Source organism: Stenotrophomonas sp. YIM B06876 (assembly GCF_030711595.1).
Taxonomy (GTDB): Bacteria; Pseudomonadota; Gammaproteobacteria; order Xanthomonadales; family Xanthomonadaceae; genus Stenotrophomonas.
In genome coordinates, this window is record NZ_JAUJUJ010000019.1 from 1 (window position 1) to 13,624 (window position 13,624).

Annotated in this window: 8 protein-coding genes and 1 pseudogene; 7 read left to right on the forward strand and 2 right to left on the reverse strand. The window is 66.8% G+C overall.

Features of this window, described 5'->3' with window-relative positions; translation table 11 throughout:
- Nucleotides 1-307 (reverse strand): annotated as a pseudogene (locus QZH66_RS09235) (energy transducer TonB); the annotation flags it as partial.
- Nucleotides 304-1,254, reverse strand: a complete 951-nt coding sequence (gene gshB, locus QZH66_RS09240) for a glutathione synthase (RefSeq protein ID WP_305805651.1) — start codon at nt 1,252-1,254, stop codon at nt 304-306. The pseudogene QZH66_RS09235 and the gene gshB, both read right to left, overlap by 4 nt.
- A 260-nt stretch (nt 1,255-1,514) precedes the next feature.
- Here gshB and pilG point away from each other — a divergent pair, with 260 nt between their 5' ends.
- From pilG to QZH66_RS09275, 7 genes are all read left to right on the forward strand, one after another.
- On the forward strand, nt 1,515-1,916 hold the full coding sequence (gene pilG / locus QZH66_RS09245; protein ID WP_305805652.1) for a twitching motility response regulator PilG: 402 nt from the start codon (nt 1,515-1,517) through the stop codon (nt 1,914-1,916).
- A gap of 16 nt (nt 1,917-1,932) precedes the next feature.
- Complete coding sequence (locus QZH66_RS09250; protein WP_305805653.1) at nt 1,933-2,295, forward strand: response regulator; 363 nt, start codon at nt 1,933-1,935, stop codon at nt 2,293-2,295.
- Nucleotides 2,295-2,825, forward strand: coding sequence for a chemotaxis protein CheW (locus tag QZH66_RS09255; RefSeq protein WP_305805654.1), 531 nt, complete (start codon nt 2,295-2,297; stop codon nt 2,823-2,825). The genes QZH66_RS09250 and QZH66_RS09255 overlap by 1 nt, the downstream gene beginning before the upstream one ends.
- A gap of 41 nt (nt 2,826-2,866) precedes the next feature.
- The gene (locus tag QZH66_RS09260; protein WP_305805655.1) at nt 2,867-4,903 is read left to right on the forward strand and encodes a methyl-accepting chemotaxis protein; all 2,037 of its coding nucleotides are present in this window, start codon (nt 2,867-2,869) and stop codon (nt 4,901-4,903) included.
- A 117-nt stretch (nt 4,904-5,020) separates the two neighbouring features.
- Nucleotides 5,021-11,803, forward strand: coding sequence for an Hpt domain-containing protein (locus QZH66_RS09265; RefSeq protein WP_305805656.1), 6,783 nt, complete (start codon nt 5,021-5,023; stop codon nt 11,801-11,803).
- Nucleotides 11,790-13,049: a chemotaxis protein CheB gene (locus QZH66_RS09270; RefSeq protein ID WP_305805657.1), complete on the forward strand. Its 1,260-nt coding sequence runs from the start codon at nt 11,790-11,792 to the stop codon at nt 13,047-13,049. Before QZH66_RS09265 ends, QZH66_RS09270 begins: the two co-directional genes overlap by 14 nt.
- Nucleotides 13,050-13,082: 33 nt before the next feature.
- On the forward strand, nt 13,083-13,550 hold the full coding sequence (locus tag QZH66_RS09275; protein ID WP_305805658.1) for a chemotaxis protein CheW: 468 nt from the start codon (nt 13,083-13,085) through the stop codon (nt 13,548-13,550).
- Nucleotides 13,551-13,624: the final 74 nt, after the last annotated feature.

The following is a 13,624-nucleotide window of genomic DNA, read 5'->3' on the forward strand; positions in this document are numbered from 1 at the left end:
CCAGCCCCGGCGACTGCTGCGGCACCACGCCGGCCTGGCTGTCGCGCGGCCGCTGTGCGCTGTCGTGATCGCCACCGCCCTGCTGATTGGCCTGCGCCAGGAAGTCGGCCTGCCTGGGCGTCAGCGGCGTGCTGGTCTGGCTGAAGATCACGTCCAGGGTCGGCAGCAGCGGCGCGTTGTCATCCACTGCGAAACCCACGCCCAGGATCAGCAGTCCGTGCACGATCAGCGACAGCACCAGGGTGGCGCTGAAGCGTTGTTCTTCGGTGACGCGCGCCGACGGGGGCAGGGTGGCGCTGGCACTCATTGCGGGAAGTCGGCCTCGATCGCGTCGAACAGCAGGCCGGCAATGTTGAGCCCGAACAGGGCATCGAGCTCGCGCGCGCAGGTCGGGCTGGTGACGTTGACTTCGGTCAGGTAGTCGCCGATCACGTCCAGGCCGACGAACCGCATGCCGCGGCGCTTCATTTCCGGGCCGACCTGGGCGGCGATCCAGCGGTCGCGTTCGCTCAGCAGGCGGCCTTCGCCACGCCCCCCGGCCGCCAGGTTGCCGCGGAATTCGTCGCCCTGCGGAATCCGTGCCAGGCAGTAGTCCACCGGCACGCCGTCGATCAGCAGGATGCGCTTGTCGCCGGCGCTGATGTCGGGGATGAAGCGCTGCGCCAGCGCCGGCGTGCGGTCACCGCCGGTCAGCGTTTCCAGGATCACGTTGAGGTTGGGGTCGCCGGTACCGCTGCGGAAGATCGAGCGTCCGCCCATGCCGTCGAGCGGCTTGAGCACCGCTTGTCCGTGCTCGAGCACGAACGCCTTCAGGTCGCGCGACTGGCTGCTGACCAGGGTCGGCGGGCAGCACTGCGGAAACAGCAGTGCCGCCAGTTTTTCGTTGAAGTCGCGCAGGCCCTGCGGATCGTTGACGATCATCGCGCCGGCGGCCTGCGCCACCGACAGGATGTGGGTGTCATAGGTGAATTCGGCATCGACCGGCGGGTCCTTGCGCATCAGCACCACCTGTCCGGGGCCGAACGCGGTTTCAACGAACTCGCCCAGGCTGAACCAGTCCGCCTTGTTTTCGCGCACCTGCAGCGGCGCCATGCACGCCACCGCCCTGCCGTCGCGCAGTGCAAGTCCGGCCGGACGCACATAGTGCAGACGGTGGCCACGGCGCTGCGCTTCCAGCAACATCGCGAACGTGGTGTCTTTGGCAATCTTGATCCCGGCGATGGGGTCCATCACCACAATGACGTCTAACGGCATGATCTGTACCCGGCAGGCAGGGTGATGATGGTAGCGGCTAACCGCGCGGCTCGCCCAGCACTGTGCGGGGAATGGCCTGTCGCAGCGGCGGAAACATGCAAAGAGGAGTTGCGCACCAACTGCGAACTGGGTCACATTGGGGTGCGGCGCAAGCGCGTCGCAGCGCCGACGCTTGACAGGTCGGGCCGGTATTGGGATATAGATGCGCTTTCGCAGTGGCGCCAGATCAATGAAGCGCCGCGCGCTCGGGGAAAACTGCAATGGCTGAAAACATGGCTGCGGGTGGGGAACTCGCAGGTCTTAGAGTGATGGTCATCGATGATTCGAAGACCATCCGTCGTACCGCCGAAACGCTGCTCAAGCGTGAAGGCTGTGAGGTCGTGACTGCGACCGACGGGTTCGAGGCGTTGGCGAAAATCGCCGACCAGCAACCGCAGATTATTTTTGTCGACATCATGATGCCGCGACTGGACGGGTATCAGACCTGTGCGCTGATCAAGGGCAACCAGCTCTTCAAATCAACGCCGGTGATCATGCTCTCCTCCAAGGACGGCCTGTTCGACAAGGCGCGCGGGCGCATCGTCGGCTCGGAGCAGTACCTGACCAAGCCTTTCACTCGCGACGAACTGTTGGGTGCAATCCGCACATACGTCAACGCCTGACCAGGGGGAAAGGCAAATGGCTCGAATCTTGTTGATCGAGGACTCACCGACCGACCGGGCGGTGTTTACCCAGTGGCTGGAAAAAGCCGGCCACGAAGTGGTAGCTACCGATAACGCCGAAGACGGCCTGCAGATCGCCCGCACCCAGGCCCCCAGCCTGGTGCTGATGGATGTGGTGTTGCCGGGCATGAGCGGTTTCCAGGCGACCCGGGCGATGGCGCGCGATGACGCCACGCGCGGCATCCCGGTGCTGATTGTCAGCACCAAGGGCATGGAAACCGACAAGGCCTGGGGCATGCGCCAGGGCGCCACCGATTACATCGTCAAGCCGCCGCGCGAGGATGAACTGATCGCGCGGATCAACGAACTGGTGGGCTGATGCGCTCTCCTTTCGACATTCTCGAGGCCTACGAGCGCCGCAGCCTGGCGCACGCGGTGCAGCTGCCCGAACGCGAGTTTTCCCAGGATATCTGGCGCGGCGTCGGCTACCAGGTCGGCAAGCGGCGGCTGGTGTCGGACTTCCGCGAAGTGGTGGAAATCGTGCCGATGCCGCCGATCACGCCGGTGCCCGGGGCGCTGCCCTGGCTGTTGGGCGTGGGCAACCTGCGTGGCAACCTGTTTCCGGTGGTCGACCTGAAGTTTTTCCTGGAAGGCGAGCCGACCGTGCAGCAGGAGGGCCAGCGCGTGCTGATCATGCGCCAGAGCGGTGGCGACGTCGCCCTGACCATCGACCATCTGTATGGCCAGCGCAGTTTCGAGCTGTCCCAGCAGGTGCCTGTCGGCGACCTGGCGCAGGGGCGCTACGCCCATTTCATCGATCGCGCCTTCCACGATGAAGCCCACGACTGGGGAGTGTTCTCCCTGTCGCTGCTCTCGCGCACTCCCGAATTCCGGCAAGCCGCCGCCTGAGTAGCGGCCTGCCTCACCGTATTGAATACCGAGGTCGAACCATGAGTACTGCTCCGGACGCCGCCAAGACCAGCAAGCTTGGCACCGTGGGAACCAATTTCTGGCTGGGCCTGCTGGCATTGTCGATGATCGTGTTTGGCGCCAATACCGGCGTGGCGACCTGGCAGGGCAGTCGCCTGGCCGGCGCCAGTACCGGTGCGGCCGATCTGCAGGTGCTGTCGCAGCAGCTGGCCAACCAGGGGCGCGAGGCGGTGGCGGGTAACCGCGAGGCCTTCAGTGCGTTCAAGGACACCCGGTCGCGGATTGAAAGTGCGGTCAGCAGCCTGCAGGGCCGTTATGGCAACGAAGCCGGTGTGTCCGGACCGATCCGCCAGCTGGTCAGCACCTGGGAGCCGTTGTCCAAGAGTGCCGAGCAGGTGGTGGCCAGTGAACCGGCGGTGCTGGCGCTGGCCGGCAACGCCGACAGCTTCGTCAATGCGGTGCCGCAGATGCAGGCGCAGTTGAACGAGGTGGTGCGGGCGATGACCGCCAGTGGCGCTCCGTCCGCGCAGATTTACAACGGCCTGCAGCAGGTCGTGGTAATCGGCACGATGGCGCGCCGCGTTACTGAAATCCGTGCCGGCGGCAGAGGTGCCAGCGGTGCCGGCGATGCGCTGGCGCGTGATTCGGTGGTGTTCAGCCAGGTGCTCGAAGGCCTGCGCAATGGCAATGACGAACTGGGGATCGCGCCGGTGCGCAATGCCGCCGCACAGGTGGCACTGGAGCAGTCGGCCAACCAGTGGACGAAGATGAAGAAGGACGCCGATGCGATCCTGGCGACCTCGCGCAATCTTTTCGCCGCGCAGTCCTCGGCCGCGGCGCTGACCGCCGGGTCGGAAAAGATGCTCGATGACAGCAAGAAGCTGTTCGAGGCGTTTTCCGCCTTCGGTTCGGTGCGCGATACCCGCCTGTTCCCGAATTTCTGGCTGGGCCTGGTGTCCGGTGCCTTGGCGCTGCTGTCGATCATCGGTTTTGTCTGGAGCTCGGTTCGCGGCCGCTCGCGTGAACAGGAAATGCGCTACCAGGCCCAGGTGGAATTCAACAGCCGCAACCAGCAGGCGATCATGCGCCTGCTTGACGAAATCAGCTCGCTGGGTGAAGGCGACCTGACGGTAAAGGCCTCGGTGACCGAGGACATGACCGGTGCCATCGCCGACGCCATCAACTACGCGGTCGATGAACTGCGCCACCTGGTGACCACGATCAACGACACCTCCAGCAAGGTGGCGGTGTCGGCGCAGGAAACCCAGGCCACCGCCATGCAGCTGGCCGAAGCAGCCGGCCACCAGGCCACCGAAATCACCACCGCGTCCGATCGCATCGGTGAAATGGCCTCCAGCATCGAGCAGGTGTCGCGCAACTCCAGCGAGTCGGCCGAAGTGGCGCAGCGTTCGGTGGTGATCGCCGCCGAGGGGGCCGGCGTGGTCCGCGAGACCATCCAGGGCATGGACCAGATCCGTGACCAGATCCAGGAGACCTCCAAGCGCATCAAACGCCTGGGTGAGTCCTCGCAGGAAATCGGCTCGATCGTGGAACTGATCAACGACATTTCCGAGCAGACCAACATCCTGGCGTTGAACGCGGCGGTGCAGGCGGCCTCGGCCGGTGAGGCCGGACGCGGTTTTGCGGTGGTGGCCGACGAAGTGCAGCGCTTGGCAGAACGCACCTCCGGCGCCACCCGCCGGATCGAGGGTCTGGTCCAGGCGATCCAGGCCGATACCAACGAGGCGGTGAACTCGATGGAGCAGACCACCGCCGAAGTGGTCTCCGGTGCGCGTCTGGCCGAGGATGCCGGTACCGCATTGACCGAGATCGAGCGCGTCTCCAACGCCCTCAACACCCTGATCAAGAACATTTCCATCGCCGCACACCAGCAGTCGGCGGCGGCCACCGATATCACCCAGACGATGGGCGTCATCCGGCAGATCACCGGGCAGACCTCGCACGGTGCGGGACAGACGGCCGAGTCACTCGGGCACCTGACCCAGCTGGCGGCCGACCTGCGGCGTTCGGTTGCCGACTTCAAGCTGCCGGCGTGAGCCAGCGATCGGCCGGGGAAGGAAGGAACAACAGATGATGTGTCTTGATATCGCAAAACAGGGAAGGTCCGTGCGTGGACCATGTGGCACCCGGACCGTGTCGAGCAGGGGGCTGCGATGAGCGCGTTACGCGATGCGATGAGCCATGCCGCGCTGGGTTGGGTGAAGCCGGAGCTGGACGAGACCCTGCGCCAGGTGCGCAACGAGGTCGAATATTTCGTCGAGGATCCTGCCGACACCAGCCGCATGCGCTTTTGCGCCGGCTACCTGCACCAGGTGCAGGGGACGTTGCGCATGGTGGAGCTGTATGCGCCGGCGATGGTGGCCGAAGAGCTCGAATTGCTGGCCAACGCGGTGCGCGACGGGGCCGTGCCGGACCGTGACGAAGCGTGCGCGACCCTGATGCGCGGGACCGTGCTGCTGCCCGACTACCTGGAGCGTCTGCAGAACGGCCACCGCGATATTCCGATCGTGCTGCTGCCGTTGCTGAACGATATCCGCGCCGCACGTGGCGCCGAGGGGATCAACGAGGCGGTGCTGTTCGCTTTCAATCCCGAGTCTGGCAGTGCCAGCGAGGCCGAGCTGGATCATGCCCGTGGCAGCCTGAGCGGGCGCAACCGCGAATTGCTCGCCACGGTTGGCAGCGCGGTCAAGGAAGAACTGCTGCGGATCAAGGACGCGCTGGATCTGCACCTGCGGGTGGGCAGCGAAACCGCCCAGCTGCAGACCCAGGTCGGCGAACTGGGCGCGGTGGCCGATACCCTGGGCGTGTTGGGACTGGGCGTCGCCCGGGGCGTGGTGGTCCAGCAGCGTGACGCGCTCAGCGCGGTCGTGGCCGGCAACCAGGGGATCAATGAGAGCATGCTGCTGGATATTGCCGGCGCGCTGCTCTATGTGGATGCCTCGCTGGACGAGCAGGTGGCCCATCTGGGCGCCAACGTCGATGGCGATGACGATCCGGGCGCGGTGGAGAACCGCCGTACCGTCGAGGTGCTGGCGCAGGAGGCGATTGCCAACTTCGCTTCGGCGCGTGAGGCATTCGTCGCGTTTATCGAAACCAACTGGGACCATGCCCGCCTGCATGAAGTGCCGCGCCTGCTCGGAGAAGTCTCCGGGGCGTTGCGGATGCTGGATCTGCAGGTCCCGGCGGATTACCTGCTGGGCGTGCGCCAGTACATCGACGTCGAATTGATCGGCAAGCAGCGTGTGCCCAGCGGCCGCCAGCTCGACACGCTGGCCGATGCCATGGCCAGCCTGGAGTATTACCTGGAGGCCCTGCGCGAACGCCGCGCCGGCCGTGACGACATTCTGGATATCACCCGCAGCAGCCTGGAGGCGCTGCGGTACTGGCCGTTGCCTGCAGCGCAGGCCAAGGTTGAAGCTGCCTTCCAGCCTGACCAGCGCATGGAAGAGGTGTTCGCACCTGCGGCGCTGCCAGGGAACGCCGCGATGGCACCGGTTGACGCGCCTGCAGCGGCGGATCTTGCGCAGGTTCCGGCGCCCGAGATGCCGGTGGACGTGGCCCCGGCCAAACCCTACACGCTGGTGTTCGAGGCGGCGCTGGCCCCGTTCGTACCCGAGGCGGCGGATGTTGCCCCGGTGGCGGGTGGCGGCACTGTGGTCCCGCCTTCCGGCGACGGGTCACCGTTCGATCCGGTGTCTGCCGAAGCGCCGGCGCACGACGAGGCCATCAGTTACACCCTGGCGCCGCTGGATCTGTCCGGCGACCATGAACATGGCGGTGGCGGTGAGGACAGCGCGCTGGATGTCTCGCCGGTGACGGCGATGGACTTTGATCCGGTCGCTGCCGAGCACGAAGATTTCCACGGCGCTGCGCAGATTGACTCTCCCTTTCCGGCAGTGGCGCCGGAAACCGGCAGTGGCACCGAGCTGCCATCGCCGCTGCCGGCGTCCGAGGCCGTTTCCATCGAGGACCACGCGGACACGGCGCCGGCCTTCAGCGCCGATGCGTTCGAACTCGAGGCAGCGGCCGATCAGGCGGCGGCGCCGGCCGGGAATGCGGACGCGCAGGTCGCAGCCGCATTTGAATCGATCGCACCAGCTCATCTGGAGCAGGATGGTGCTACTCCGGCGGCCGGCGGCTGGGAAGCTCCAGATCCGTTTGCCTCCGCGCCGACCCCGTTCGAGGGCGAAACCGCTGTGCCGGAAAGCGGCGCGGCGGTCCTGCCGTCCGAACCGGCGGCCAATGTTGGTGCATCCGCGGTGCTTGAGCGCGACATGGACGCTGCAGCGGCCGCGTTCATGGCGGAGCTGGACGCTGCCGCGGCCAGCTTCGACCCCTTCGCCGCCCCGCAGTCCGCCGCAGAAGTCGCCGTTCCGGCGAAGGTCGCCGCATCGGTGGCGATGGACCTGGAAGGCGGCTTCGAGGAGGGGGGCGATGACATCGACCAGGACATCCGCGACGTCTTTATCGAAGAGTTCGACGAGGAACTGGTCAACCTCGGCAATCTGCTGCCGTTGTGGCGTGCGGCGCCGGCCAACATGGACCGCATGCGCCCGGTACGGCGGGTGTTCCATACGCTGAAGGGCAGCGGGCGCCTGGTTGGCGCGCGCACCCTGGGCGAGTTCAGCTGGAAGATCGAGAGCATGCTCAACCGCGTGCTGGACGGCAGCCGGGCCGCCAGCCCGGCGGTTGTCGCCATGGTCACCCAGGCCTACGAAGTGCTGCCGCAGCTGAACCTGGCCCTGCGCGGTGCAGGCCGGATCGAGGCCGATCTGCTGGCCATGCAGGCCGTGGCCGAGCGCGTGGCCGAGGGTGAGGAAGCGTTCTACGTGCCATCAGCGACACCGGTTGCCGCCGACGCTCCAGCGTCGCCCACGCCCGTGGCCGAAGGCACGCCGGCGTCGGTCGACAGCGTGCTGCGGGAGATCCTGGAAGCCGAAGTCGCCGCGCACCTGGAAACAATGCGGGCATGGCTTGCCGCGTCGACCCCGCAGCCGCAACCGGTCAGCGACGCCCTGTTGCGTGCCGTGCACACCATGAGTGGCGCATTCGCGATGACCGACGTGCCCGAAATCACCGCGGTCACCACGCCCGCGGAAACCTTCGTCAAGCGCTCGCTGGCGGCCGACATGATTCCGACGGCCGAAGGCGTGGCCGCACTTGCCGATACGGCCTCGGCAATCGCCGAAACCATTGTCGCGCTGCAGGCGAGCTCTCCTTTGATCCCGTCGTTCGCATCGCTGGCGGGTCGCTTGCAGGTGCTGGTGGATGCGTTGCCGGAAGCCAAATGGCCGACGCTGCCGGAAGAGGAATTCGGCGAAGCCGACGCTGCCGGTGAGGCGCATCGTCCTGGGCCCCTGGATCTGCAGGGACAGATGCCCGAGCTGGCGGGTGGAGATGACCTTTCCGCGTACTTCGATCCGCTGCTGAGCGAGACCGCGGCCGCCTCGACTCCTGCGCGGGCCAGTGATGACGCCGCCATGGCCCCCGTTGGCGAAGCCGGGCAACCGATGCCGTCGTCAACGTTCGCCGCGGCGGAGGAGGCCGGAGTTGCCATCGCCCCGTCCGACATCGCTATCGAGCTTGGCAACGACCAGGCCCGGTCTACCGGGGCGGTGGAATCCAGTGCTGGCGAAACGACTGCCGCGGCGCCGGACGATCTCCGCGCTGACGAAGAGGTCCCGTCTGCGTTGGCGGGCGTGCAGGGCGAGGGGGTTGCCGCAGAGGCGCAGGCAACTTCTGGCCTGACGCCGGAAGAAGCGGCAGGCGAAGCGGTGGATGTCATTGACGCGCCGCCGATGGTCGACGCGCCAGCGCAGGCCGCATCAGAGTCGGAGTCGGAGCGTGGCGAGGATTCCGTTTCTTCGCTCGACGGGGCCACGGTCGCGCAGGTCCAGGCTACTGAAACCGCCGGGAGCGATGCCGGGCAAACCACCGCCGCGGGTGACGACGACACCCTGGCGACGGCCGCGGCCCCTGTGGTCGAAGCCGTCGATGCCAGCGGCCCGGACAGTGCGGTCACAGCGCAGAGCGACGCGCCGGTCATTGACCAGCCCGAGGCGGATGACGCCGAGCCGTTCGCCGCAGCAATCACGGTGCAGGATGAAGGCGATGCCGCGGATAGCCAGACCCCGGCATCCGGGCCGTCTTCCGAGACCGTGTCCGCTGCTGGAATAGGTGCGGGAGCATCCGATTTGGCTGACGCTGGACTGGAAGCCGAAGCCGAAGCCGAAGCCGAAGCCGAAGCCGAAACCGAAACCGAAGCCGAAACCGAAGCCGAAGCCGAAGCCGAAGCCGAAACCGAAGCCGAAGCCGAAGCCGAAGCCGAAGCCGAAAGCGAAGCCGAAGCCGAAGCCGAAGCCGAAAGCGAAGCCGAAAGCGAAACCGAAGCCGAAGCCGAAGCCGAAAGCGAAAGCGAAAGCGCGCAGGTGGGTGCGTCGCACGCCGATGCGCCGGAAGCGCCGGCGGCCGATGACATGCTGGCGGCAAACCTCGAGCCTCCCGTCAGCGCCCCGTCGCTGGATGCCGGTCCACTGGATTTCAGCGAGCTGGATCTGGAGCTGGTGGATATCTTCGTCGAGGAAGGCAAGGATCTGCTCGACCACTGCGACGGCCTGATCCACGAGCTGCGTTCGGCACCGGAAGACCGCGAGCTGATGGCCGGTCTGCAGCGCGACCTGCATACGCTCAAGGGCGGTGCGCGCATGGCTGGCATCAATGCCATCGGCGATCTTGGCCATGGCATCGAATCGCTGCTGGAAGCGGTGGTCGCCCACCGGATTGAACTCACCCGCGACGATGTCCGCCTGCTGGAACGCGGGTTTGACCGCTTGCACCAGCTGCTGACCCATACCGGCGAGCATCGTGCGGTACTGATGCCGCATGACCTGATCGAAGCCTTCGACGCCCGTGCCGAAGGCCGCGCCGAAGTGGCGCCGGAAGCCGATGTCGCCGTTGCCGCTGTGCCGGCAGTGGAGGCTGCCAGCGTGCTGGAAACCGCTGCCATTGCGGCCCCGGGCGGGCTCGGCAGCGCGGCGCAGGCACTGCTGGACGCGCTCGTCGCCGCACCGTTGTCGCCACCGGTGGTGGACGATGTCGCCACCGAGGAGGATGGCGGTGCGCGCTCCCAGGAACAGGTGCGCGTGCGCGCGGATCTGCTCGACCGCCTGGTCAACCACGCCGGCGAAGTGGCGATCTACCGTTCGCGTCTGGAGCAGCAGCTGGGCGCGTTCCGCGGCGCCATGGCCGAGCTGGACCGCACCAACGCCCGTCTGCGCGATCAGCTGCGGCGCCTGGATCTGGAAACCGAAGCGCAGATCGTGGCCCGTTACCGGCGCGAGCAGGAGCAGGTCGACCAGACCTTCGATCCGCTGGAGCTGGACCGTTTCTCCACGCTGCAACAGCTCAGCCGCGCCTTGAACGAATCGGCGGCCGACTTGAGCGGCCTGCAGGGCGTGCTGGACGATCTCTCGCGCAACTACGATGTACTGCTGCAGCAGCAGTCGCGCGTCAGCTCCGAGCTGCAGGATGGACTGATGCGCGCGCGCATGGTGCCGTTCGATGGTCTGGTGCCGCGTCTGCGTCGTGTGGTCCGCCAGGCCGCGCAGGATATCGGCAAGCAGGTCAGCCTGACCCTGGAAGGGACCCATGGCGAACTCGATCGCAATGTGCTCGATCGCATGGTGGCGCCGCTGGAACACATGCTGCGCAACTCCGTCGCCCACGGTCTGGAAACTCCGGAGCAGCGGTTGGCGAGCGGCAAGTCCGAGGAAGGCGAGATCACGTTGCGGCTGCGCCGGGAAGGCTCGGAAATCGTGCTGGAAGTGGCCGACAACGGGGCCGGACTGGATCGTGAGGCGATCCGCCGGCGTGCCGAGCAGCGTGGTCTGGTCAAGGCTGGCGCGGTGCTGGGGGATGCCGAGCTCGACAGCCTGATCTTCGCCTCCGGTTTCAGTACCTCTGAACAGGTCAGCCAGCTGGCCGGCCGCGGGGTCGGCATGGACGTGGTCCGCAACGAGGTGCGCCAGCTGGGCGGCTCGGTCGATATCCATTCCGTGCGCGGCCAAGGTGTCACCTTCACCCTGCGCCTGCCACAGACGCTGGCCGTCACCCAGGCGGTGTTTGTGCAGATCGGCGAAACCACCTTCGCGGTGCCGGTGGCGTCGGTCAGCGGCATCGGCCGGATCGCCCGCGAGCGTTTCGAATCCGGCGATGGCGGCTATCACTACAACGGCGAGAACTTCACCCTGTACGACCTCGGTTCGCTGGTCGGCCAGGCCGGTGCAAAGGCCGAAGGACAGGCGCAGATCCCGTTGCTGCTGGTGCGTGCAGGCGACCTGCGCGCCGCGGTGGCGATCGATCAGGTACTGGGCAACCGCGAAGTCGTGGTCAAGCCGGTCGGCCTGCAGATAGCGTCGGTGCCCGGTATCTACGGCGCCACGATCACCGGCGATGGCAACGTGGTGGTGATTCTGGACGTCGCGCCGCTGGTGCGTCGCCATCTGACCCAGCCACAGGCGCCGACGCAGCAGGCGGTCCTGGCCAACGCGCGGCAGGTGCCGATGGTGATGGTGGTCGACGACTCGCTGACCATGCGCAAGGTCACCGGCCGTGTGCTGGAACGGCACAACTTCGAAGTAGTCGTCGCACGCGACGGCATCGAGGCGCTGGAACGTCTGGAAGAGCGGGTGCCGGACCTGATGCTGCTGGATATCGAAATGCCGCGCATGGACGGTTATGAACTGGCCACGGCGATGCGTGCCGATCCGCGCTACAAGGATGTGCCGATCGTGATGATCACTTCCCGCAGCGGTGACAAGCATCGTCAGCGTGCGTTTGAAATCGGCGTGCAGCGTTACCTGGGCAAGCCTTACCAGGAGCTGGACCTGATGCGGAATGTCTACGACCTACTGGGGATTGCCCGTGTTCGCGAATGAGAGTGAAGGCGGCACGCCGGTCGCACTGTTGGCCCGGCCTGGCGCGGCCCGCGATCGTCTGCGCGAAGCGGTGATCAGCGCCGGCGGCCAGGTGATCCTGGAGGATGATCCCGCGCAGCTGGCGCCGCAGACACTGCAGGACGCCGCGCCGCTGGTGGTGCTGGTAGCGCTGGAGCCGGCCATCGAAGATGCACTGGAGCGGCTGGAGCCGGTGCTGGAAGCGCCGCACCTGACTTTGATTTTCGACGAGGCCGAGTTGGCTGCCCGCCGCGAAGGCTGGGAGGCGCAGCGCTGGATCCGGCATCTGGCGGCCAAGTTGCATGGCCATGACAATGTCCTGCCGCCAGGCCAGGAAGTGGAGTCCTCGCTGCAGCCGGAACCGGGAATGCCACCGACGCCGGCTGAGCTGCATGTGGACGCGCCGCTGGATTTCCATCTGGAAGAGGCCTTCGACGCGGCACCCGCGGTCCCCAACGATGCGCTGTATCCGGTGGGGAATGAATCGCTGCCACCGCCGCTGCCTGTAGAACCCGCGATGGATGAAGCGGCGGTGCCGGCCCCTGCCGCGCCACCGCCGGTGGCCGACTTCAGCAGCTGGTCGCTGGTTGACGATGAGGCCACGCTGGCGCCGGTCGCTGCGGAAAAGACCGCGCTGCCGGAAATTTCCAGCTTCCTGTCCGGCTCGCTGGCGCTGACCGAACTGGTGGATGACGCGGCCCCGATGCTGCGTGGTGCGGTGCTGCTGCTGGCCGGTATCGGCGGCCCCGATGCGGTGCGCCGTTTGCTGGGGGCATTGCCGGAGACCTTCGAGCGTCCGGTGCTGGTGCAGATGCGGCTGGATGGCGGACGCTACGGCAATCTGGTCAAACAGATGGCCCGGGTGACCGCGTTGCCGGTCGCGCTGGCCGAACCCGGGCAGGCACTTGAGCCATCGCATGTCTACATCCTCCCCGATGACGTCGGAGTGTCGGCCAACGAAGGCGGATTGCGTTTTGTCGCCGACCCGCAAGGGGAGGTGGTCGATGCCTTGCCGGCCGCTGACAGCGCGGTGGTGATGCTCAGTGGCGCGGATCCGCAGCTGGTCGAGCGGGTGCTGGCGCTGGCCGGGCAAGGGGGCTGGGTCGCCGGCCAGATCGGCGAGGGCTGCTATGACCCGGAGGCCGCCAGCCGCCTCGCGGTGGCCGGCATGAGCGCCGGTGATCCGGTGACGCTGGCCACTACCCTGTCCGAACGCTGGGCCGCCTGACGGCGACTGCGCCTCCAATCCAAGGATCAAGCGATGAGCTATGCCAGTAACGATGAAGTCCGCGGTGTCCTTATCCAGGCCGGCAGCGAGCGGGTGCTGCTGCCCAATGCGACCGTGGCCGAAGTGATGTCGCGGGTAGCGGTGGAGCCGATTCCCGGCGCGCCGGCATGGATGGCGGGGCAGATTGCCTGGCACGGCTGGAACGTGCCGCTGCTGGCGTTTGCGCGCTTCAGCGGCCTGGGCGAGGAAACCCTGACCGCCAACAACAAGGTGGTGGTGCTGAAGGCGTTGGGTGGCAACCCCGATCTTCCTTATTTCGCGCTGCTGACCGCCTCGTTCCCGCAGTTGATCGCGGTGCCGCGTGATGGGCTGCTGGCCGACGCCTCGGAAGAAAGCCTGCCGCAGGGCGTGCACATGCGCGTGCTGCTGGGCGAGCAGAGTGCGTTGTTGCCGGATCTGGATGCGGTCGAGGCGGCGATCACGCAAAGCCTGGCGGCCTGAGCGCAAACCAGGCCGGTTTCGGGACCGTAGAATCGGACAGGCCGCGGAGCGATCCGCGGCCTGTCCCGTTGCCG

Coding starts and splice junctions, on each gene's coding strand:
- QZH66_RS09255 (WP_305805654.1), top strand. CDS start 2,295: ATGCGCTCTCCTTTCGACATTCTCGAGGCCTACGAGCGCCGCAGCCTG.
- QZH66_RS09260 (WP_305805655.1), top strand. CDS start 2,867: ATGAGTACTGCTCCGGACGCCGCCAAGACCAGCAAGCTTGGCACCGTG.
- QZH66_RS09265 (WP_305805656.1), top strand. CDS start 5,021: ATGAGCGCGTTACGCGATGCGATGAGCCATGCCGCGCTGGGTTGGGTG.
- QZH66_RS09275 (WP_305805658.1), top strand. CDS start 13,083: ATGAGCTATGCCAGTAACGATGAAGTCCGCGGTGTCCTTATCCAGGCC.
- pilG (WP_305805652.1), top strand. CDS start 1,515: ATGGCTGAAAACATGGCTGCGGGTGGGGAACTCGCAGGTCTTAGAGTG.
- gshB (WP_305805651.1), bottom strand. CDS start 1,254: ATGCCGTTAGACGTCATTGTGGTGATGGACCCCATCGCCGGGATCAAG.
- QZH66_RS09250 (WP_305805653.1), top strand. CDS start 1,933: ATGGCTCGAATCTTGTTGATCGAGGACTCACCGACCGACCGGGCGGTG.